This is a genomic window from Micromonospora cremea (assembly GCF_900143515.1).
GTDB classification, from domain to species: domain Bacteria; phylum Actinomycetota; class Actinomycetes; order Mycobacteriales; family Micromonosporaceae; genus Micromonospora; species Micromonospora cremea.
The window spans coordinates 4733994-4752805 of record NZ_FSQT01000002.1; the positions used below are offsets into that span (position 1 = coordinate 4733994).

Annotated in this window: 20 protein-coding genes and 3 pseudogenes; 6 read left to right on the plus strand and 17 right to left on the minus strand. The window is 65.8% G+C overall.

All coding sequences use genetic code 11. From position 1 onward, the window contains the following. Window positions 1-126: 126 nt before the first annotated feature. The 3 genes from BUS84_RS37950 to BUS84_RS35690 form a co-directional block, all read right to left on the minus strand. On the minus strand, window positions 127-267 hold the full coding sequence (locus BUS84_RS37950) for a hypothetical protein (protein ID WP_244298838.1): 141 nt from the start codon (window positions 265-267) through the stop codon (window positions 127-129). A gap of 75 nt (window positions 268-342) precedes the next feature. Further along, window positions 343-2859: a S8 family serine peptidase gene (locus BUS84_RS35685; RefSeq protein ID WP_084757741.1), complete on the minus strand. Its 2517-nt coding sequence runs from the start codon at window positions 2857-2859 to the stop codon at window positions 343-345. Between the two features lie 562 nt (window positions 2860-3421). Continuing rightward, complete coding sequence (locus BUS84_RS35690) at window positions 3422-3607, minus strand: hypothetical protein (RefSeq protein WP_143728619.1); 186 nt, start codon at window positions 3605-3607, stop codon at window positions 3422-3424. Between the two features lie 221 nt (window positions 3608-3828). Here BUS84_RS35690 and BUS84_RS35695 point away from each other — a divergent pair, with 221 nt between their 5' ends. After that, a complete protein-coding gene (locus BUS84_RS35695) occupies window positions 3829-4212 on the plus strand; it encodes a hypothetical protein (protein ID WP_244298839.1) in 384 nt (127 codons plus the stop codon). Window positions 4213-4442: 230 nt separating this feature from the next. On the opposite strand, the pseudogene BUS84_RS40400 reads toward BUS84_RS35695, so the two are convergent. Together BUS84_RS40400 and BUS84_RS40405 are read right to left on the minus strand one after the other, a co-directional pair. Beyond that, window positions 4443-5626 (minus strand): annotated as a pseudogene (locus tag BUS84_RS40400) (tyrosine-type recombinase/integrase). Continuing rightward, window positions 5574-5900 (minus strand): dihydrodipicolinate synthase family protein, encoded by a 327-nt coding sequence (locus BUS84_RS40405; RefSeq protein WP_425293480.1) that lies wholly within the window; start codon window positions 5898-5900, stop codon window positions 5574-5576. The pseudogene BUS84_RS40400 and the gene BUS84_RS40405 overlap by 53 nt, the downstream one beginning before the upstream one ends. Here BUS84_RS40405 and BUS84_RS40410 point away from each other — a divergent pair. Continuing rightward, window positions 5862-6242 carry an aldo/keto reductase gene (locus tag BUS84_RS40410; RefSeq protein WP_159451109.1) on the plus strand — a complete coding sequence of 127 codons (381 nt, stop codon included), beginning with the start codon at window positions 5862-5864 and terminating at the stop codon, window positions 6240-6242. The genes BUS84_RS40405 and BUS84_RS40410 overlap by 39 nt on opposite strands. Window positions 6243-6400: 158 nt before the next feature. Here BUS84_RS40410 and BUS84_RS35720 read toward each other — a convergent pair whose 3' ends face one another. From BUS84_RS35720 to BUS84_RS35750, 7 genes are all read right to left on the minus strand, one after another. Next, window positions 6401-7372 (minus strand): glycine betaine ABC transporter substrate-binding protein, encoded by a 972-nt coding sequence (locus BUS84_RS35720; RefSeq protein WP_074318700.1) that lies wholly within the window; start codon window positions 7370-7372, stop codon window positions 6401-6403. A 44-nt stretch (window positions 7373-7416) separates the two neighbouring features. Then, window positions 7417-8106, minus strand: a complete 690-nt coding sequence (locus BUS84_RS35725) for an ABC transporter permease (RefSeq protein ID WP_159451110.1) — start codon at window positions 8104-8106, stop codon at window positions 7417-7419. Window positions 8107-8218: 112 nt separating this feature from the next. Further along, window positions 8219-9415 carry a betaine/proline/choline family ABC transporter ATP-binding protein gene (locus BUS84_RS35730; RefSeq protein WP_074318701.1) on the minus strand — a complete coding sequence of 399 codons (1197 nt, stop codon included), beginning with the start codon at window positions 9413-9415 and terminating at the stop codon, window positions 8219-8221. Continuing rightward, window positions 9415-10077 carry an ABC transporter permease gene (locus BUS84_RS35735; RefSeq protein ID WP_074318702.1) on the minus strand — a complete coding sequence of 221 codons (663 nt, stop codon included), beginning with the start codon at window positions 10075-10077 and terminating at the stop codon, window positions 9415-9417. Before BUS84_RS35735 ends, BUS84_RS35730 begins: the two co-directional genes overlap by 1 nt. A 313-nt stretch (window positions 10078-10390) precedes the next feature. After that, window positions 10391-11239 (minus strand): transposase family protein, encoded by an 849-nt coding sequence (locus BUS84_RS35740; protein WP_167627089.1) that lies wholly within the window; start codon window positions 11237-11239, stop codon window positions 10391-10393. 631 nt (window positions 11240-11870) lie between these two features. Beyond that, the gene (locus BUS84_RS35745; protein ID WP_074318704.1) at window positions 11871-12683 is read right to left on the minus strand and encodes an alpha/beta fold hydrolase; all 813 of its coding nucleotides are present in this window, start codon (window positions 12681-12683) and stop codon (window positions 11871-11873) included. Between the two features lie 314 nt (window positions 12684-12997). Beyond that, on the minus strand, window positions 12998-13624 hold the full coding sequence (locus BUS84_RS35750; protein WP_074318705.1) for a TetR/AcrR family transcriptional regulator: 627 nt from the start codon (window positions 13622-13624) through the stop codon (window positions 12998-13000). A gap of 105 nt (window positions 13625-13729) precedes the next feature. Here BUS84_RS35750 and BUS84_RS40415 point away from each other — a divergent pair, with 105 nt between their 5' ends. The 3 genes and pseudogenes from BUS84_RS40415 to BUS84_RS41390 form a co-directional block, all read left to right on the plus strand. Continuing rightward, the gene (locus tag BUS84_RS40415) at window positions 13730-14191 is read left to right on the plus strand and encodes an alcohol dehydrogenase catalytic domain-containing protein (RefSeq protein ID WP_244298840.1); all 462 of its coding nucleotides are present in this window, start codon (window positions 13730-13732) and stop codon (window positions 14189-14191) included. Beyond that, a complete protein-coding gene (locus BUS84_RS40420; protein ID WP_244298841.1) occupies window positions 14185-14733 on the plus strand; it encodes a zinc-binding dehydrogenase in 549 nt (182 codons plus the stop codon). The genes BUS84_RS40415 and BUS84_RS40420 overlap by 7 nt, the downstream gene beginning before the upstream one ends. A gap of 136 nt (window positions 14734-14869) precedes the next feature. After that, a pseudogene (locus BUS84_RS41390) lies at window positions 14870-15163 on the plus strand (SDR family NAD(P)-dependent oxidoreductase); the annotation flags it as partial. 10 nt (window positions 15164-15173) lie between these two features. On the opposite strand, the gene BUS84_RS40425 reads toward BUS84_RS41390, so the two are convergent. The 3 genes from BUS84_RS40425 to BUS84_RS35780 all read right to left on the minus strand — a co-directional run bounded on the left by BUS84_RS40425 (window position 15174) and on the right by BUS84_RS35780 (window position 17654). Then, the gene (locus BUS84_RS40425) at window positions 15174-15380 is read right to left on the minus strand and encodes a hypothetical protein (RefSeq protein ID WP_244298842.1); all 207 of its coding nucleotides are present in this window, start codon (window positions 15378-15380) and stop codon (window positions 15174-15176) included. Window positions 15381-15982: 602 nt separating this feature from the next. Beyond that, the gene (locus BUS84_RS35770) at window positions 15983-16429 is read right to left on the minus strand and encodes a hypothetical protein (protein ID WP_074318708.1); all 447 of its coding nucleotides are present in this window, start codon (window positions 16427-16429) and stop codon (window positions 15983-15985) included. 397 nt (window positions 16430-16826) lie between these two features. Continuing rightward, window positions 16827-17654 carry a DUF1963 domain-containing protein gene (locus tag BUS84_RS35780; RefSeq protein ID WP_074318709.1) on the minus strand — a complete coding sequence of 276 codons (828 nt, stop codon included), beginning with the start codon at window positions 17652-17654 and terminating at the stop codon, window positions 16827-16829. Window positions 17655-17872: 218 nt separating this feature from the next. On the opposite strand from BUS84_RS35780, the pseudogene BUS84_RS40430 reads away from it, so the two are divergent. Next, window positions 17873-18330, plus strand: a pseudogene (locus BUS84_RS40430) (helix-turn-helix domain-containing protein); the annotation flags it as partial. Here the strand turns inward: BUS84_RS40430 and BUS84_RS35790 are convergent. Both BUS84_RS35790 and BUS84_RS35795 read right to left on the minus strand, forming a co-directional pair. Beyond that, window positions 18255-18455, minus strand: a complete 201-nt coding sequence (locus tag BUS84_RS35790; RefSeq protein ID WP_143728621.1) for a hypothetical protein — start codon at window positions 18453-18455, stop codon at window positions 18255-18257. The pseudogene BUS84_RS40430 and the gene BUS84_RS35790 overlap by 76 nt on opposite strands. 4 nt (window positions 18456-18459) lie before the next feature. Continuing rightward, window positions 18460-18708 carry an SHOCT domain-containing protein gene (locus BUS84_RS35795; protein ID WP_074318711.1) on the minus strand — a complete coding sequence of 83 codons (249 nt, stop codon included), beginning with the start codon at window positions 18706-18708 and terminating at the stop codon, window positions 18460-18462. Window positions 18709-18812: the final 104 nt, after the last annotated feature.

Sequence of the window (18812 nt, forward strand, 5' to 3'; positions counted from 1 at the left end):
CGAGATGACTTGGATGAGGAGCTGGTAGATCAGTCCCACGGCCACGAACCCGATCATGAGGGCGAGGACTCCGAACGCCGGGCGACGTCAGCGCCGCGAGACACAGCCCGACTTCGAATCCGCAGCTCACGAGCCGCGACCGAGTATTGGAGTAGGACAGGCGTAGAGGTAGTCGTCGCCGTCGCGGGAGGACTCGAGGAACATCCGTGCCTGTTCGCTCGTCCACGAGCTGCCCTTGCGCTTGCGCAGTGGTGGCAGCTTCGTCAACGCGGCCACGTTGGGCGAAGGCCTGGCCAGCCAGGCTCAGGCGAACCTGAGCCTGGCTGGCCAGGCCACGTGTGGCTAGACGCCGCCGGACCCTGCCCCGGGCAGCGTCCGCACGACGGTCAGCGTCACATCGCCGTCGTGGTAGGACACCCTGAACATGTGGTGGCCCGCGTTCAGGATCCGCCGTTCCGGCAGGGAACGGAAGTTGCCCTTGATCGAGTCGCCGCTCATGATCGTCAGTACCGTGCCCGGAGTGAGGGGCGCCCGAATGTCCAGGGCGAGTTCGCCGTCCAGCACCAGGTCACCCGCGGCCCGCACGCTCGTGTAGTCGTGGTCGCCGGAGATGGTGATGGCGAGGCGACCCGCTCGGCTGACGGTCACCTCGCCGCCGACGTTCAGGACGTTGCCGGGCGCGACGTCGGTGAGGGTGATGGACGCCGCGGACGCCGCTTCCCCGGACGACAGACCGGGCTGCAGCACGCCGCTGTCGACGTCGATGCTGCCTGCCACGAAACCGCTGCCGCCGAGCGTGCCGCCCTTGACGTCGATCGAGCTTGCGTGCGAGCCGGTGATCGAAAGCGTACCGCCTTCAACCGTCGTGCCGCCCTCGTAGGTGTCGTCGCCCGTCATGATCAGCGTCCCGGGGCCTTGCTTGGTCAGAGAAGCCGTGTAGAGGTTGTTGTCGATGTTGTTCTGAATGTAGGCCGCGCGCTCGTCCATCCATTCCTTGCGCCACTTGACGGCGTCCCCATAGGTGATCTTGTCGTACAACTCGGGATGGCCGTTAGTGATAGCTTGGATGTAAGGATCAGCCAAAATGCCCTGAAGCATGAAGGCCTGTTCGTTAAGCGCGCCGTCCGGGTTCAGCACGTTGGGGCTGAATTCACCGGCGTAGGCAATGCCTTGCTCCTTGTAGCCCGCCAGCCACTCCAGATCTTCCCTTTCCCTTTCCTTGATCGCGATCTGGCTGATGTCGTTCGACCAGACGTCCAGGGGCGCTTTATCCATGTTGTAGGTCATGGGGCTCAGGATCTGGCCGGGGCCGTACATGCCCTTGGCCAGATCGGGAATCCCCCAGCCCCAGCGTTCGTCCGGAAGACCGTCGGGAGCGGTCCAGGCGATGGATGCCCCGGAGGGGGAGGTTTGCCCGGTGCCGAGGAATCTCACGCCGTCGGACATCTTGTTGTTCGCCGTGGTGAACATCAGCTCACGCACCTGCTTGGCGTCCATGTTCGGATAGCGGGAGAGCAGAACCCCCATCACCGCTGTCGCAACGGGCGTTGCCGGTGACGTGCCGCTTGAGTTTGAATAGTTAGTGTCACCACCGCTGTTCGTGGTCCGAACGCTGTTTGAAGGGGTAGACACGGTCCACCATTTGGCGAGCCCCGCCTCGTTATACCCGAACTGCTTTGTGTATTCGGGATTGGCCGCAGTGGGCGGTTGCACCCCGCTGACGGCTATCCACTGCTTTTCCGCCAAGGGATTGAAGAAGGGATACGCCGGGCGAAAATACGGGTTGCTCCAGTCGTTGTTGCCGGCCGACCTTACGTTGACGGTACCGCGGTCCTTGATGGCTTCCCAGATGGCGTCCATAAAGGAACGTCCGGGGTAGTTCGGATTGTATTGAATGCCGCCTTCCGAATAGCTCTTCTTGAAAAAGAAATACTGGTACTCCAGATCCTTCAGGTACTCGTTGGGGATAATAGTCGCCATTGCCGTGGCGCTGGCGCTGTCTTTGCCAGGCAGTTGGTAAGCGTTGGCGAGGTTGCCGTTGACTCCAAGGTCGTTTCCTAAGCCGTCAAAGCGGGTTCTGTCAATAGTCTGGACATAAGAGCCCCAACTGCTGTTGATGACCTGGGCGCCTGCGTCGACCAGGGCCTTATTGGCTGTATGCCAGTACACGTAATCGTGGAAGGGGCCGTGGGACTGGGTATCGGAACCGCCGGTCCTGGCAACATACATCTTCGATCCAAAGGCGATGCCGTGCTGGTCTTTACCATCGCGCATGCCGGAGGTAACCCCAAGCATACCGGTCCCGTGCGAGTAGTCACTTGTTCTCGCCTGATCACCGGCCACAGTGAACGGCTCGCCCGCAGTAAAAGGGTTCGACGGGGTCGCGCCACGATAGCCGTAGCCGGACGTGCCGTAGACACCCTCCGCTCTCACCGAAGCGATCAGCCCGGTCTGAAATGCTTCGTGTGTAGCCCTGTAGCCCGAATCCATCATTCCCAGCGTGACGCCCTGCCCGCAGTACCCTAGGGCGTAGGCGGTGGACGCGTTTACCGCGACGAGCTGCCATGGGGAATTGACCGCTGTGCCAGGAGTAGAAGGATTATGGCCGGTATAATAGCCATATTCCGGCGTTTCCCAACTGGCTTTAGCGGCATCTAGTTCCCCTGGACTTCTGGCGACAAAGCCGGGGTCTCCCGGGTACGCCGGCCCGCCGCCCGTATGGCCAGGGGTCGATGTCGGACCGGTCTTGGACGATGCCGAGGCGAACCCGGCCGGAAAAAACGCGATGCCTACTCCGGCAGCAAGGGTGCCTCCCAGCCGCCGCAGGAACTGCCGCCGACTCGCGGAACTCATGCTCATCTCCGACTCCTTCTCGATGGGTCGATATCTCTAAGGACCGGGGCGGCCTGTTGCGTCCCAGCCCCATGATCTACACGCGCTGGTCGAGACAAAATAAGGAAACCCTGCCACGTCAGAACGGCGAACTGGAACTTTCCCACGCGTGGCCTCCCTATGTTGATCACCAATTAGACTGCGACAGAAGTGCCTCGTCAAGAGGGCAACATCTATCCACCAGCGGTTTGAGCGACCGTCTAATCGGTGTACGTAACTGTCATGGACCGGGCCATGGGCTCCTCGCGGGGCCGGATGAGTGACGGTCCTGGTCGAAACTCGGTCGGTGTGAGCTGGGGTTTCATGTGGTGGCTTGGTGCTCGTTGGGGAGTCCTCCGAGGCGTCTGCGGCGATGTATGCGCTCGGTTGGGGTGGGGAGTGGGACGTTGCGGTCGTCGGTCGGAGCTCGCAGACCGATCCCATGGTCTTGGTGGCTTCGGCCGGTGTTGTAGTGCTCGATGGAGGTCTGCAGCACGTGGCCGCGAAGCAGCTTGGGTATGAGCCTGGTCAGGGCGGCGAGTACGGCCTATCAGTCCACTGCAGCCCAGCGTGCGCGAAGCGCGCGTGGTCTCGGGTTGCCTCGGCGCAGCACCGGCACCTCGTGACGCAGCAGGAGGATCGCCGCGTCCTTCGACCCGGAGGAGCGGGCGAACAGCGCCAGCCAGGAGAGCACCTGAACCGGAATCTGGTACAGCCCTCGGACGATCACGGACATCGATCGTCGAGGGCAGACGATCACGAGGTTAAGGGAGCTAGCCGAGTCCTCGACCAGGACAGCCGCCGTGCTGTCGGCGAAGTGGTGAGAACTTTCTGTGTGACGAAGAAGCCTGCTCAGCAGAGCGGCCACACTCGTCCACCTCGGGGATCAAGTCACCTTCCAAACTGACGGTGGGATAGAGGTCGACGGAGTCCCTTCTGGTCAGGGAGCATGTGGCGGTGGGTTTCGATCTTGTGGTCCTGGCGGTCGAGCCTTCCGCGACGGCAGATGTCGTGCGGCAGATGGCCGATCACTGCACCGGCATGGAACACCGGGACGGTGAACTTGACCAGCGGATCGTCTCCTTCTATGAGGAACTCCGTGCGCGCTTCCCGGATCATCCGCCGTATGACCCGGAGTCGCCCTGGATGTCAGCACCTCTCGCTGTCGGCATCGACCACGTGAGCATGAACATCAGCTACTCACCACGGGGCAACGCGGCGGTCGACGTCGTCCTGGATCTGGCGGAGCGGCACGGTCTGGTCATCTACGATCCTCAGTTCGACGAAGTCTTCGGCCTGCGCGAGGACTACGAGGTCCCGGTGGGACTGGGTGACTACTGAGTGACGACCGGGACCGACGTCGGCGGACAAACGTGGACGCCGGAGGACGCTTCTCGCGGCTCATCTGTCGTGGGGGAGCAGGTCCGGCGGTTGTGTTGGTTGCCTGGGGGTCAAGGGGTCGTCGGTTCGAATCCGGCCGTCCCGACAGACAAAAGCCCTGACCAGCGTTTCCGCTGGTCAGGGCTTTAAGTTTGTCTATGGGTTTTGAACCGCCCCCCGAGAACCCCCATTTACCGGGGTCGGCAACCAGGTTCATCATCCATGTGCATCATTGGGTTCCGCGGGCGCGGGACGCCCCCTCGGTCGGCACCGAGTCGCTCTAGGACGACGTCCGAGACGTCCGGGGCTTGAGCGGGCTTGGCGATGTAGTACATGTCGGTCACCTCCTCGCTGGAGTGCCCAAGCTGTGCGGCGGCGCTCTTCGTGTCGGTCTCTTCCTTGATGAGGGTGGCCACTGTCTTGCGGAAGGTGTGGGGGGTGACCCAGGTGAGGTCGGTGTCGGCGCGGGCCTCGCGCCACTGACGGCGCACGTTGTTGGGCGACAGCCAGGTAGCGCGTCAGGAGGCGAAGATCGCATCATGCGAGTTCTCGGCGGCGACGAGCTTGCGAGCCAGCAGCATGCCGACGGCGAACCGGGGCAGGACGACCATCCGCCAGCCGGCGTCGCTCTTGGTCCAGGGTTGGCGGAAGAAGCCCTGGCCTTGACGAAGACGAGCGTGCCGCAGATCGTCAGGGTCGGGCGTTCGGCGGCGAGGTCCAGGTCCTCCCATCGCAGGGCAAGGATCTCACCGATGCGGGCCCCGGTGGCGAGCATGAGGTCGACTATGTCCGCCAGATCGCCGCTGTGCCGTGGTCCAGGCTTGCCGGGGACGGGTCTCTGCCAGTCGCGGATCGCCGTCCGGACGGCTTGGAGATTCTCGTCGGTGAGGGCGACGACCGTGCGGCGAGGTTTGCGTAGCCGGCCGGTGTCGCGTACGGGGTTGGTGGGGATCGCGCTGTGGCGTACGGCCAGAGCGAACATCTGACTCAGGACGACTTTCGCGCCTTTGGCTGCCGAGGGAGTGTCTTTGGCGATGTCGCGCAGGAACCGATCCAGGCGGCCGACGCTGGCTTCCCGGATCCGGAGGTTGCCCAGGGCAGGCAGGATCGCGTTGCGCACGCTGGTCTCGTATCGCTGGATGGTCTGTGGTGCGATCCGTTCCTCGGTGGTGATCTCTTCGATCCACAGGTCGGCGAGCTTACTGACGCGGGTCTCCGGGGTGATCTCGTCGTCGTTGGGTGTGGTGCGATCACGTAGCTTGACCTTCAGCGCCCGTTCGGCAGCTGGGCCGGTGGTGTCAGTGGCCTCAATGTCGCGGGTCTTACCGTCGTAGTCGCGGAACCGCGCTCGGGCGCGGAACCGATTGGGCCTCAGCTTCTGGGAGCGTGGCGTACTCGGCGGGGGCGACGTGCGCGGCGGCGAGGATGCCGCCGTGTGCGCCGAGGGCGAGCAGCGGTGAGATGTACGCATCCTCGCCGCCGAGCACTACGAAGTCGGGTGGCAGGTCGGCGAGGAAGGCGATGGTGTCCGCGTCGATGCCGCCGACGGCGTGCTTGATCCCCACCATTCCGGGCAGCGCGGCGAGGCGGCGCAGCGCCTCGGCGGAGAGTTGCGCGTCGCCCCGGTCGTCAACCAGATCGAGCTTCACCCCTACTTCCCGCAGCAGGAGGCCATCGACTACCACCGCGCGCACGGGATCCTCGTGCAGGCGTGGAGTCCGCTCTGTCGGGGCAACGACCTGCGGGAGAACCCGACGATCGTGGAGATCAGGGCCGCCCACGGCATCACCCCGGCGCAGGCCCTCCTCGCCTGGCACGTGGCCCGTCAGGTGGTTCCGCTGCCCAAGGAAGCCTCACCCCAGCGGCAGCAGGAGAACCTCGACATCTTCGGCATCAAGCTCACCGACGCCGAGGTCGAGGCCATCACCGCGCTGGGCCGCCCCGATGGTCGTCTCAAGGATCAGGACCCGGCAGTGTACGAGGAGTTCTGACGGGCAGGGGCGTCGCGCGGGCAGCAAGCGGCAGAAGCGACCAAGGCCGTGACCCGCGGTTGCCCGGGTCACGGCCTTGATTGTCTGTGCGCCCGAAGGGAATCGAACCCCTACGCGGTGACACAGTGGCCCGACGTTGGTGCCGTGGGGCAGGGTCGTCAGCCGATGTAGCCGTTCTCCGTCAACCAGGTCTTGGCGACATCCGCCGGTTCCTCACCGTCCACGTCGACCTTCGCGTTGAGCCCGACCATCGTGGCGTCGTCGAGGGCCGCCGCGATCGGAGCGAAGATGTCCTTGATCTCGGGGTGCTCGTCGAGCATCTCACTCCGGACGTTCACGGAACCGTTGAAGGGCGGGAAGAACTGCTTGTCGTCGGTCAAAACGGTGAGACCGAGACTACCCACCCGGCCGTCGGTGGAGGTGATCGAGCCGAAGGCACACTCGCCCTTGTCGACCTGGTTGTACACGAGGGCGTCCTGCACGTTGGAGACGTTGTCCGGTGCGACCTTGAAGCCGTACGCCTTCTCCAGGCCGGGCAGGCCGTCGGGCCGGGTGGAGAACTCGCCGCCGACGCAGAAGGTCGCGTCCGCGGGGTTGCTTGCGACCAGTGCGGCGATGTCGGAGATCGAGGCGACGCCGAGCCGCTCGGCGGTCTCGCTGCTCGCTGCGATCGCGTAGGTGTCGTTGAACGGGGCCGGGTCGAGCCAGGTGACACCGTTGGCGGCGTCGGCGTCGCGGACCGCTTCGAACTGCGCCTGGGCTCCGGGGATGCCCTTCTCGTTCTTCAGGTAGGTGACCCAGCCGGTACCGAGATACTCCCAGTACAGGTCGATCTCGCCGGAGGTCAGCGCGGCGCGGACGGTCGTACTGCCCTGCAATCCGATCTGGTCCTCCACCTTGGCGCCCGCGGCAGTGAGTGCGAGCTTGGTCAGGTTTCCGAGGATGAGTTGCTCGGTGAACTCCTTGGAGCCGACGGTGACCGTGGTGCCGCCGAGGTCGAACTTCTCCCCGATGCTTCCGCTGCCCGCGACATCGTCGTTGCCGTCGCTGCCGCACGCGGCGACGAGCATCACCAGCGCCAGTGCGCCGGTGAGCAGCGGCCAACGGCCTCGCTTGTTCGTGTACCTCATGTTCCTCCTCTGATAGTCAGCGACTCAGGACGAAGCCGCGGAGGTCATAGCCCCTTCGGGCGCAGAGCGTCCTCGACAATTCCGGCCACCCAGTCAAGGAGCAGCGCCAGAACTGCGGTGAGGACACTTCCGGTGATGAGAACGGGCATCCGATCGAAGCGGATCCCCTGGTCGATAAGGAAGCCGAGGCCGCCGGCACCGACGAAGGTCGCCAGGGTGGCGGTGCCGACGTTGATGATGAGTGCCGTACGGATGCCGGCGAGCAGGACCGGCACGCTCAGCGGTAGCTCGATGCGGCGAAGCACCTGCCAGCCGCTCAGGCCCATTCCCCGGCCCGCCTCGACGAGCATGCGATCGACCTGGTTCAGGCCGACGATGGTGTTACGGAGGACCGGCAGCGCGGCGTAGATGACCAGCGCATAGACAGCCTGGCCGAAGCCGATGCCGACGGTGATCGCCATCAACACCAGAACCCCGATCGACGGTATTGCCTGACCGATGTTGGCGACGGCGAGCACTACCGGGGAGAACCTGCGGACCGCTGACCGGGTCAGGAGCACCCCCAACGGCACCGCCAGGAGGACGACGATCAGGGTCGAGACGAAGGTGAGCTCCACATGCTCGATCAGCTTCTCGCGAATCGTGTCGGCGTTGAGGCTCGCCTGGGAGATTCTGTCGAGCTCCTGGTTCCGTACGTAGAGGTACAGGGCTACGCAGACGGCGGCGAGGAGCACCGGAGTGCCCAACCGCCGCCAGAACCGGGACGGTCCGCCGAGCTCGCTGAGTAGGTCGTCGGCGTCGGGCGCGACCTCGCGGGTCCTGGCCCCGAATGCTGGGATGGCCACCTTAACCGGCCTCCGCGGGCTGGCCTGCCGTGTCCCGGTCCCGGGCCTGGGAACTCTCCCGCATCTCGTCGATGGCGCGCATCACTGTGCGCATGTCGACGATGCCCTGGTACCGCCGCTGGTCGTCGACGACGATCGCGCACCCGACCCGCGAGGTGACCATCTCGTTGAGCGCGTCGTGCAGCGTGGCGTGCGGCTCCACGGTGGCCGCCGCGGGAAGCCCCACCCGATCGAGGGATTCGCCCGACCGTGTCAGGTCATGGCCGGTGACCCAGCGAACCGGCCGCTGGTTCTCGTCGAGCAACAGCAGCGACCCGTGATCGCTGTCGGTGAGCGCCTGGCGCAGGTGTGCCCGATCGTCGTCGAGCCGGCCGACTGCCCACTGGTTGAGCTCCACGTCTCGGACGCGGCTGAGGCTCAGGCGCTTGAGCGATGCCCCCGAGCCGATGAAGTCCGCGACGAAGTCGTCGGCCGGAGCCGTCAGGATCGCTTCGGGAGTGTCGTACTGGGCGATCTTCGACCCCTTCCTGAGGATCGCGATCCGGTCGCCGAGCTTGATCGCCTCGTCGATGTCGTGGGTGACGAAGACGATGGTCTTCCGAATGTTGCTCTGCAGGCGGAGGAACTCGTTCTGGAGACGCTCGCGGGTGATCGGGTCGATGGCGCCAAACGGCTCGTCCATCAGCAGCACCGGAGGGTCGGCGCTCATCGCTCGGGCGACCCCGACCCGTTGGCTCTGGCCGCCTGAGAGTTCCTTCGGGTACCGCGCACGGTAGGCCGACGGTTCCATGCCCACCAGATCCAGCAGTTCGTCGACACGCTCGGAGATCCGGGCCCGGCTCCACCCGAGCAGCCCGGGCACCATGCCGATGTTCTCGGCGATCGTCATGTGCGGGAACAGGCCGATCTGTTGGATGACGTAGCCGATCCGGCGGCGTAGTTGATCAGCGTTGACGTGGGTCACGTCCTCGCCGTTGATGAAGATGCGTCCGGAGGTCGGCTCGATGATCCGGTTGATCATCTTCAGGCTGGTGGTCTTGCCGCAACCAGAGGGTCCGACCAGAACCACGATCTCGCCTGCCGGTATGTCCATGGTGATGTTGTCCACGGCCGGCTCGGCCTGACCCGGATAGCGCTTGGTCAACGACTCGAGGCGGATGGACGCCGCCGTAACGGTCCCTTGTTCATGCTCAGGCATCACAGCCCCTTCGATGTCGTCAACTTGGAGATCATTCCGAGGACGCCGTCCAGCAGCAGCGCCAGCATCGCCACGAAGAGGGTTCCGCTGAAGGCAAGGTTGAAGCCGCGCTGGGTGCCGATCGCCGAGAGCCCCTGGAAAATCGGACCACCGAGGCCGGGCCCGTTGACGATGGCCGCGATGGCGGCGATCCCAACGATCATCAGGGTCGACACGCGTACGCCGGTCATGATGACCGGCCAGGCGAGCGGTAGCTCGATGCGGAGCAGCCGTTGGCGGCGGGAGAGCCCCATGCCCTGCGCCGATTCGACAATTGCTGGATCGACCGAACGCAGCCCAGTGATCGTGTTGCGCGCGATGGGAAGCAGTGAGTACAGCACCAATGCGACGACCGTGGGCACGGCCCCGAGACCGAAAATCGGTATGAACAGTCCGAACAGGGCGAACGACGGGACGGTCAGGAACGTGCCGGTCACCGTGAGTACGGCTCTGGCTCCGCTCCGATTGCGATAAGTTGCCAGGCCCAACCCGAGCGCGATTACAGTCGCCAACACGATTGTGACGAGCACCACAAGCAAATGCTCGAAGGTCAGCTCGAGTAGGTCAGACCACTCTCGTTCCAGATATGCGGGCACGCCGGAGATGTAGTCGAGGAAGGTCATTGACGAGCAAGCTTAACCGATGGATTTTCATGTTTGACGAGGCCCCCTGACCGGTGGCCGGGTTGCCGGTCCCGTGACCGGTGACAGCTGCCCGGGTCGCCGCACGGCAGCGGACGCTCGTGAAGCGGCCACACCAATTGCCGTCTGGGGTTTTTCGGTGTGGCGAGGAGTTCATGCTCGACGGGTGACGTTCGCCGTTGGACCTCCTGTGATACGTCGCCGGTAGGCCAATCCACGCATTCGAGTGGGGCGAGATCGAGTTGGTCGAACACTCCGAGCCAACGAGAAAATCGGACATCCAAATGAAGTAATCTCAGCGACTTTGCGGTAGGTATTTGTATTCGAAATGGGTCAGGTGCAGCGCGGCGGCGACGATGTCGCCGATCCGGCGTGGGCTGGCGGTGGTGTGGCGCAGAGTGCGCCAGCGGCCGGTGAGGATGGCGAAGCCGCGCTCTCCGAGGCATCGCATTGATCGGAGGACGACGTTGTAGGTGCGGTTGTCGACCGCGAGACGCCGGCCGTCGGCGGGCTGCTTGTACGGGGTGTGGATGCCCTGGCCAGCGCCTTCGTAGCCGGAGTCGGAGCCGGCGAGGGTCGGCAGGTGCAGGTGGGATGCCGCCCAGTACAGGGCGCCGGTGACGTCCAGCTGCTGGGCGCAGGTCAGGTCGTGCAGGTGCCCAGGCATCGCATCCGAGGTCCAGACAGGTAACCCGTCCGGACGCATCACCGCTTGAATGTTCGCGCCGAAGTCGCAGTGTTTTCCGGAGTACCAGGCGTCGATGGTCTCGCCTTTGACGCTGGTGGTGGTCTCAACAAGCCGGTCGGTGTCGAACAGCTTCCCGTCCAGGATCACATGCGACCAGCCGTCGGCGGCGACCCGCCGCAGCGCCTGGTGCAGGGTGGGGGTTTGCGCTGCCAGGACTCGCACCGCCTCGGCCACATACCGGTCCGCCGTCGCCCTCGACTCCCCGAACCCGGCCCCCACGACGGTCTTGTCCTCACCCTTGCGGAACCACACCAGCGCCAGTAGCGCCTGGTAGAAGCACGTCAGCGCCCGTGTTCCCGATCGGGTGCCCACCGCCCGGCGTTCGGCGCGTAACAGCCGTGCCACGTGCTGCACGAGTTCCCTGGGCACGTCGACCATGGCAGGATAGGCAATCACGTGGAGCCCTCTCGGAGACTGGATCTTGTAGCAAAGACCTGTCTACCGATGGCTCCACGCCTGCATCCAGCACCATCCGGTATGGACGTTACGCCCGTGTCATCCCCAGCCGGCGACCGAGCCTTGCTGAGATCACCTCAGTGGTGGACCTCATCGATTGGCGACGGTTGCCGGACGGCACCGTCGAGAGCGCATGCGGGCGCGTGCCGGTCTGGGAGAGGTGGACGCCGGCGAAGCAGACGTCGTTGAAGCGGTCGCGATTTCGGCATCGTCTGCCGGTCGCAAGCGATCGCCTCTACACCTCGACTGGCACATGAACCTGCCGTACGGGCTTGACGTGTGGGGACCACTCGGGGACCACACGCCATCAGCGCGGGCGCACTGACTGCGAGCCCTTGAACGATTCAAGACAAGCGAAATGGACGTGACGTGCAGTAGTGCTTGACGCCACGTCCTGGGGGTCAAGGAGTCGTCCGTTCGAATCCGGCCGTCCGGACGCAGGTCAGAGGTCATTCGGAATCTTCCAGATGGCCATTTCTGATCTTGTACAGCAGCGAAGTACAGCAACGGCTCATTGATCGAGGCTTTCGCCGAGCTTCCGCAGGGCTTCCCGGGTCGTCTTGGACGAGACCTAGCCACCCTTGACCCACGTCAGCATTCCCCGCCAGTGGGCAGGAGACGGTGTGTGAGCGGCGTTCTCGCTGATGCGGACCTCGGCGTCGGGCATCTGTGTGGCGATCAGTGGCGCGTCGGCAACAGCTCTGCCGGGGTCGTGTCGACCAGCCCAGATGAGGACGCGGCAGGGCACGTCTCGAAGGTGGAATCCCCACGGACGAATGTCTGTGGCCAGCCAGTCGCTGACCAGGCCGGCGGCGCCTTGGCGGGCGCCTTCGAGGTTGGACTCCTCACTTGGCTGCATCCAGGTGTCCTGGCCACTCGCAAGCAGTTCTCGGTGCTGTTTGAGGGGGTCTTCCGCGTACCAGGCGGCAGCGCGAGTCACGTAGGGGCGGCCGAGTCCCGGGATGTTGCAAACCGTCCACGCTTGAAGCCGCTGCCAGCCGCGTACCGTCCGCAGCTCCCGGTACGGGCCGGTGAAACCGGCGGCGACGACGCCGGTAAGGCGTTGCGGGAACCGGGCACCACAGGCCACAGCGTACGGTGCGCCACCGGAGAACCCGACCACTCCGAAACGCTCGATTCCCAGAGATGCCATCAGCGCACCGACCGCATCGGCGACGCCGAGCAGCGTTGGCCGCCGGACAGGTGTCGACCGACCGTATCCAGGCCGGTCCACGGTCATCAGGCGAACGCCCACCAACGCCGCGTCGTCCGGGCGGCTGAGCCGAGAACCTGGCGTGCCATGCAGGTACACCACGGGCACCCCGGCCGGATCGCCGTACTCCGCCCAACCCAGAACCCGATTGTCCGGTAGTGCGAAATCCATGTCGCTTCTCCGCTTTCAGCAGGAAACCGTGGTCGCCTCCACCCGCACTCGGCGGAGTGTCACGCATCGCTGCGGCTGTGGTTGGAACACCGGGATGTGGGTTCCGGGGTCGCCCATGCCAACCCCGAACGTCAGGACGAACACGCCTTTCTGCCAGAAGAACCGCTGATGGCTGTGGCTGTGTAGGTCTCGATTGACACCGGCTGGAAGTCGACGCCAGCACCACCGCACATTGGCGCCCCCGCGATGTTGGTGAGTGCCGACACCACGCGAGGTTGGCACCCATCTGGGTGGCTCTGCCAGCGACCAGTGGCTCAGCTGTCGATGTTTGATTGCGCGGAGGTGAGGGGATCCCACCCGGCCATCGCACAGGTGATGACCGCTTCCAGCTCGGTGCGGGTCGCGCCGTCGCGGGCTTGTACGGAGAGGCCTTGCACCACCGTGGCGTAGTAGCGAGCGATGGCGTCGACGTCGGCGTCCGACGCCGTGAGGTCCCCGTCGGCGAGGCCGCGGACGAGTCGTTCTTTGATGGCGGTGAACTGCGAGCGCCGAATTTCGGCCAGAAACTCTCGGACCGCGTGGTTCTCGACCGCGCCGGTGGGCGCGGCGAGGATCAGCATGCAGTAGTGCGGTGCGTCGGAGCGGCTGATCTGATCCGCGGTGGCGCGCAGCATCGCGTGGATCGCGGCTCGGGCGGTCGGGTGCTCGTTCAGGGCGCGCCTGGGTGGCGCGCCAGCGGTCGCGCCGTAGAGCTCCATAACCTGGCGGAACAGGTCCGCCTTGCTGCCGAAGCAGGCGTAGATGCTGGCTGAGGCGATCCCCATCGCCTGGGCCAGGTCGCTGAGTGAGGTGGCCTCGTAGCCCCGTTCCCAGAACAGGTCGAGTGCTTGCCGCAGGGCGGTGTCGGGGTCGAACGTGCGCGGCCGGCCGCGAGTAGCCATCGGGGTGCGTCTCCGTAGTTGTTTGTCGTTCGATCAAGCTTACGTTGACTCGGCGGGGGTGGGCGTGCCGAGGTTTGTTTGTCGTTCGATAAACAAACTCGAAGGATGGTCATGAGCATTCCCGCAACGATGCGCGCCCTGCAGCAGGCGTCCCTGGACGGCCCTCAGGATCTCCGCCTTGTCGCCGACGCACCGGTGCCGAGCCCCCGTCCGGGCGAGGTTCTGATCCGGGTCGCCGCCGCCGGCGTGAACTTCGTCGACATCTCCCAGTCCCGCGGCACGTTCGCAGGTGGCCCACAGCCGCCGTACCTGGCGGGCATCGAGGGCGCCGGCGAGGTCGTCGCCTTAGGGCAGGGGGTTTCCGGGGTGGAGCTCGGCGCTCACGTCATCGGCGTCGGCATTCGGGGAGGCGCCTTCGCTGAGTACATGGTGCTGCCCGCGGCGGGTGCGGTCCCGGTGCCAGCGGGTTGGGCCGATGAGCAGGCGTTGGCATGGTCGTGTCCTGGCCGACCGCGTTGGCGGCCCTCAAACCACTCGGCCGGATTTGCCCCGGACAGACCGTGCTGATCCATGCGGCGGCCGGTGGGACGGGCCAGGCCGCGGTGAAAGTGGCCAAGCACTACGGCGCGACGGTGATCGCCACAGCCTCGCCGGATAAGCACGAGGTGGTCCGGGCGCTGGGGGCCGACCACGTGATCGATTCCTGCGGCGTCGACATCGCAGCCGAGGTGCTGCGACTGACGGACGGCGCAGGTGTCGACCTGGTTCTGGAGTCGGTGGGCGGCGCCACTCTTGAGGCCAGCCTGGCCGCGGCCAAGCGAGTCACCGGCCGGGTCGCCGTCTATGGCCTGGCCGGCGGCGAAGCCGCCGTCACGAACTGGGACCTCGTCTACAAGCACCAGGTCCATCTCATCGGCCTGAACATCGGCATCCTCATCCAGTCCGCACCGCAGATCTTCCGCCAGGTCATGACCGAGATGTTCAAGCTCCTCGCGGCCGGAGTGCTCGGCCCCGGCCAACCCGCCATCTATGAGCTGGCCGAGGGGCCGAAGGCGCTCGCGGAGCTCGAGGCGCGCGCCACCGTCGGCAAACTCGCGCTCGTGCCCTGAGCAGACCCCAACTTCGCCCAGGACCGGAGCTGCAACATGACCATCGAAGACAAGACCGTGTTGGTGACCGGGGCGAACCGCGGCATCGGCAAGGCGCTGGCCGACGAAACACTCGCTCGGGGCGCGAAGCAGGTTCATGCGGGCACCCGACAGCCTCTGCCACACCCCGACGCGCGTGACACCCCTGACACTGGACGTCACCAACCCCGCACAGGTCCAGGTGGCCGCCAGCGAGGTCGAGTCGCTGGACATTCTGATCAACAACGCCGGCATCATGCTGCCCGATGAGCCGTTCGACCCTGCCGTGCTTGAGCGTCACCTGGCGGTGAACCTCAACGGCTCCCACGCTATGACCCAGGCATTCCTTCCCGCGCTGATCAGCTCGCGTGGGGCTGTCATCAACCTCCTGTCCTGCGTCGCGCTCGCCCCGTTGCCGATGTTCACGTCTGCGATGCCGGTGCCAGGCCGGGCATGGTGGCCGGGTCGAGGTCGAGGTCGTCGTGGGGGCCGATGCGAGCGAGGATCGGGTATGCGGCGTCGTCGGTGGGTAGCAGCCGATCGAAGTCACCGGCTGCGTCGAAGGTGCCCCCGGCCGGGTCTGCGATCCGGTCGATGTGGGTGGCTCCTTGGTATAGGAAGACCTGCACGCCCATTACTCGATCATTCCTGAGAGTCGGAGACGTGGTGGGACCGGTCAGGACGGTGCGAGGCCTCGGCTGATCTTGCGTGGTCGGTGGGCCTTGATGCTGCGGACCGGTTGGTCGTTGGTCCGTCGGAATGTGCGGGGGCCGTCTTCGCACTCAACGGTGAGGGTGGTGTCGGTGACGTCGATGGTGACGGACGGACATGGTGCAAGACGGTCAGAGCCAGAACACGGAGACGTACGCCCGATCGAAGCGTCGTGCCGCCACGTCCTGCCGGCTGATCGACCAGCGAAAGAATGCGTCTTCCCACCCGCCGATGTCAGGGCGCCATTCGGCGAGAAGCACCCAGTCCTCTGGGCGTGTCGGTTCCGTAAACCTCGGTAGATGGCCCCTCTCTGCCCAATACTCTGCCTGCTTCGCAGATGACGTGACGGGGTCCATGCCGGTGTAGTCATCAGAGGCGTACCCGCCGATGTGCAGCCTATGGCTGCTGCCTTCCACGCATTCGTCTGGCGCCTCTACCCACACCTCGCGTAGCTGGGCGGCATAGGGGTGCTCAGCCGTGTCGATGATGTCGTCATGGTTGGGGAGCGAGATGTCGTACCTCAGTCGCAGCTCTCCCTGAAGCTCAGATACCTCTTGGTAGCTGGCGAAGTCCTCGTTGTCGCTGAAGCCAACCAGCGTTCCTCGACCGCCGTTCCGGCAGCGATGTACACCGCAGAACCGAGGGGTGCCGCGCTGCTCCAGGCCGAGGCTTCGGGGCAGCCGAACAACAGAAGCTGGCCGTCGGGCGGCAGCGGGAGTTCTGTCGCGTCCTGCGGCAGCGCCGCGAGGTCAAGGGACGCGACGAGGGGATACTCAGGATCGGGGACGTCGGGCGGAAGCATCAGTGGACCGCCGAGGCGGCCCACGACCGGCCCATTTACCTGCGGCTCCAGCGTGGCGCGCCGGTGTAAGGTGCCCAACCACCGCTCCACGTCCGCGGTGGGGATATCGCGTGCGAGCGCCTCTTCACGGAACCGGTCCAGCTTCTCCATTGTCTCGGGGGTCATGCGATGAACCGTAGTTGCACGATCTGACACGCTCCGGTCAAGGGCGAAGCCGCTGGGCGACCGTTCCGGGTCAGAGGTGTGGCCGGGCCGTCCACGGGCCATGAGTTGGTGTCACGGGGGCCATCCAGGCCACGTGAGAGCGCGCCGAACAGGCGTGGGGGCATTCCCAGGCCATCGCCCCCGAGCCGCGCCTGGATCGGGAAGCAGCGGCGCGATCACCGCCCAGACCTCATCGGTCAACTCACCACGACGCACCACCAGCACATCGTCAACGATCAACCACTACAAGATCGACAGGCCACGCCCTAGGCGAACTGACTCGTCGGCACGCGGTTCGGGATGTCGCGGCAGGCCGGTGGTCTCGGAAGTCGGCCCGCCACGGCTGCGGGTCGGCGGCTCAGGCGTTCCAGGTGGTGGTGACGCGGGTCCTGTCGAGGTGCCCGGCCGCCAGGTCGTCGTGGTCGATCGTCCAATAGACGTGGCGGTCGTGGAAGTTCGGCTCCCCGGTGGTGTTCCACTGGGCGAGGAGGACGCGGTTGTCGGGGTCGGTCGGCTGTGGCGCGGTGTGGGCCGCGTCCCGGACCGGTTCCACGTTCTGGTGCCCCCAGCCGTACCCGCCGAGTTGCAGGTGCGCCCCCCGGGGGTGGGTGTTGATGAGCTCGCGCCACGGCTCCGGGACGTCGTTGGCGTATCTAGCGGGCGCGTCGGCGGTGTGGATTCGGGGTGAGACGTGGTACGCCGTCGGCAGGGACACGCCCTGCCACAGGTGCAGGTCACCTATTTTGACGATGCTGTCGGCGATCTCGCCGGGCCAGTCGTTCAGCCGCCGGAGCCGACGGCGCTCGACCGGGGTCCCTGCCGCGACGTGCACGGCGCATCCGATCGGGTCGGTGTAACCCTCGTCATGGCCCCCGTAGGCGATCGCCTCCAGGCTGGCGAACAGCAGCAGGGTCCCGTCCGAAGGCAGGGGCAGGTCGGTCACGCCCGCGGGCAGCGCAGCGAGGTCGATCGTGGCGACCAGGTCGCCGGCCGGGTCCGGGAGCCCCGGTGGCAGCATCACCGTGCTGCCGCCGATGCGGCCGACCACCGGCTCGTCCGCATCGGGGTCCAGGAACGCACTGGGGCGGGCCTGTCCCAGCCACCACTCGGCGTCGTCCGCAGGAATGGTGAGCTCGTCCGCGCGCTCGCGGAGGCCGTCCAGGGCGCTCTGCACCTGCGGTGTCATGGCATGCCTCTCGCGTCGGGGTCGCGGTACCGGTCGAGAGCGTACAGGTGTTCGACAGCGCCGCGCGACGACGACGGGACGGATAACTGGCTAGGTGTGCTGTCCAGGGACGTTGGTCGAAGTTGTGTGACGACACGACGTAGATAGACGTGACGACGAAGGCCTCCGGTTGTGGAGTGGAGCTGTCTAGGAACCGCTCCGGCAACCAGGAGGCCTTCGTGTTCCACGCTAACGCTGCTCTGACTCCTCGTGCACGTCTTCGCCTCGCGGGTCTGATCGTGGATCAGGGGTGGCCGGTCGCCCGGGCAGCGGAACGGTATGACGTGTCCCGGCCAACGGCGAAGCGGTGGGCCGTGCGGTATGCCGAGCACGGCCCGGCGGGATGACGGACCGGTCCTCGCGCCCGCACCACAGCCCGTCAAGGACTCCTCAGTCGACCGTGCGCAAGATTGTGCATCTGCGGTGGAAGCAGCGCCTCGGGCCGGTGCAGATCGCCGGCCGACTGGCGATGCCGACCTCGACCGTGCACGCCGTGCTGACCCGCTGCCGAATCAACCGCCTGACACACGTCGACCGCGCCACCGGCGAGCCGACCCGCCGCTACGAGCACGACCGGCCCGGCGCGATGCTGTACGTCGACGTCAAGAAGTACAGCACCATCGCCGACGGCGGCGGCTGGCCGTCCTGGCCGCCAGCCACCCCCGGGGCGCTGCTGGCGGTCCAGGCAAGAGTGACAACCAGGACGGTGGTCGCGGCGACGAGCACCGTGAGGGGTATCCACCTGCCGCGCAGCCAGATCATGACGCTACCGGTCCCGCCCGGCAAGGTGGGCTCGTGCCTGTCGGTACTCGTCCGCGTCGATCTCACCCCGGGCGAACCGGCGGTCGAGGATCGCCTGCGGCGACTCCCGGCCCTGCGGAGCGGGTACACCATGCTGCGAGGAAGGACGCTGGATGAGCCTGACAACTGCCCAGATGACCACGGCGATGAGCGCGATCCACAGCAGTGGCATCAGCACCATCCACGCCCAGCCCGGCCCGTATCCGTTCATCATGGTGTCACCTCCGAAGCGGTGGGCCCTACCGGTCCATCGTCACTCGCGGCACGGCTTCCTGCCAGGGACATAGGTCCCCTCCCGCCGAGGTCCTCAACACCTGA

Coding starts and splice junctions, on each gene's coding strand:
- BUS84_RS35795 (WP_074318711.1), bottom strand. CDS start 18,708: ATGATGAACGGATACGGGCCGGGCTGGGCGTGGATGGTGCTGATGCCA.
- BUS84_RS40415 (WP_244298840.1), top strand. CDS start 13,730: ATGGTCATGAGCATTCCCGCAACGATGCGCGCCCTGCAGCAGGCGTCC.
- BUS84_RS35770 (WP_074318708.1), bottom strand. CDS start 16,429: ATGACCCCCGAGACAATGGAGAAGCTGGACCGGTTCCGTGAAGAGGCG.
- BUS84_RS35730 (WP_074318701.1), bottom strand. CDS start 9,415: ATGCCTGAGCATGAACAAGGGACCGTTACGGCGGCGTCCATCCGCCTC.
- BUS84_RS35690 (WP_143728619.1), bottom strand. CDS start 3,607: ATGTCCGTGATCGTCCGAGGGCTGTACCAGATTCCGGTTCAGGTGCTC.
- BUS84_RS35735 (WP_074318702.1), bottom strand. CDS start 10,077: ATGACCTTCCTCGACTACATCTCCGGCGTGCCCGCATATCTGGAACGA.
- BUS84_RS35745 (WP_074318704.1), bottom strand. CDS start 12,683: ATGGATTTCGCACTACCGGACAATCGGGTTCTGGGTTGGGCGGAGTAC.
- BUS84_RS35685 (WP_084757741.1), bottom strand. CDS start 2,859: ATGAGCATGAGTTCCGCGAGTCGGCGGCAGTTCCTGCGGCGGCTGGGA.
- BUS84_RS35720 (WP_074318700.1), bottom strand. CDS start 7,372: ATGAGGTACACGAACAAGCGAGGCCGTTGGCCGCTGCTCACCGGCGCA.
- BUS84_RS35750 (WP_074318705.1), bottom strand. CDS start 13,624: ATGGCTACTCGCGGCCGGCCGCGCACGTTCGACCCCGACACCGCCCTG.
- BUS84_RS35780 (WP_074318709.1), bottom strand. CDS start 17,654: ATGACACCGCAGGTGCAGAGCGCCCTGGACGGCCTCCGCGAGCGCGCG.
- BUS84_RS35790 (WP_143728621.1), bottom strand. CDS start 18,455: ATGATCTGGCTGCGCGGCAGGTGGATACCCCTCACGGTGCTCGTCGCC.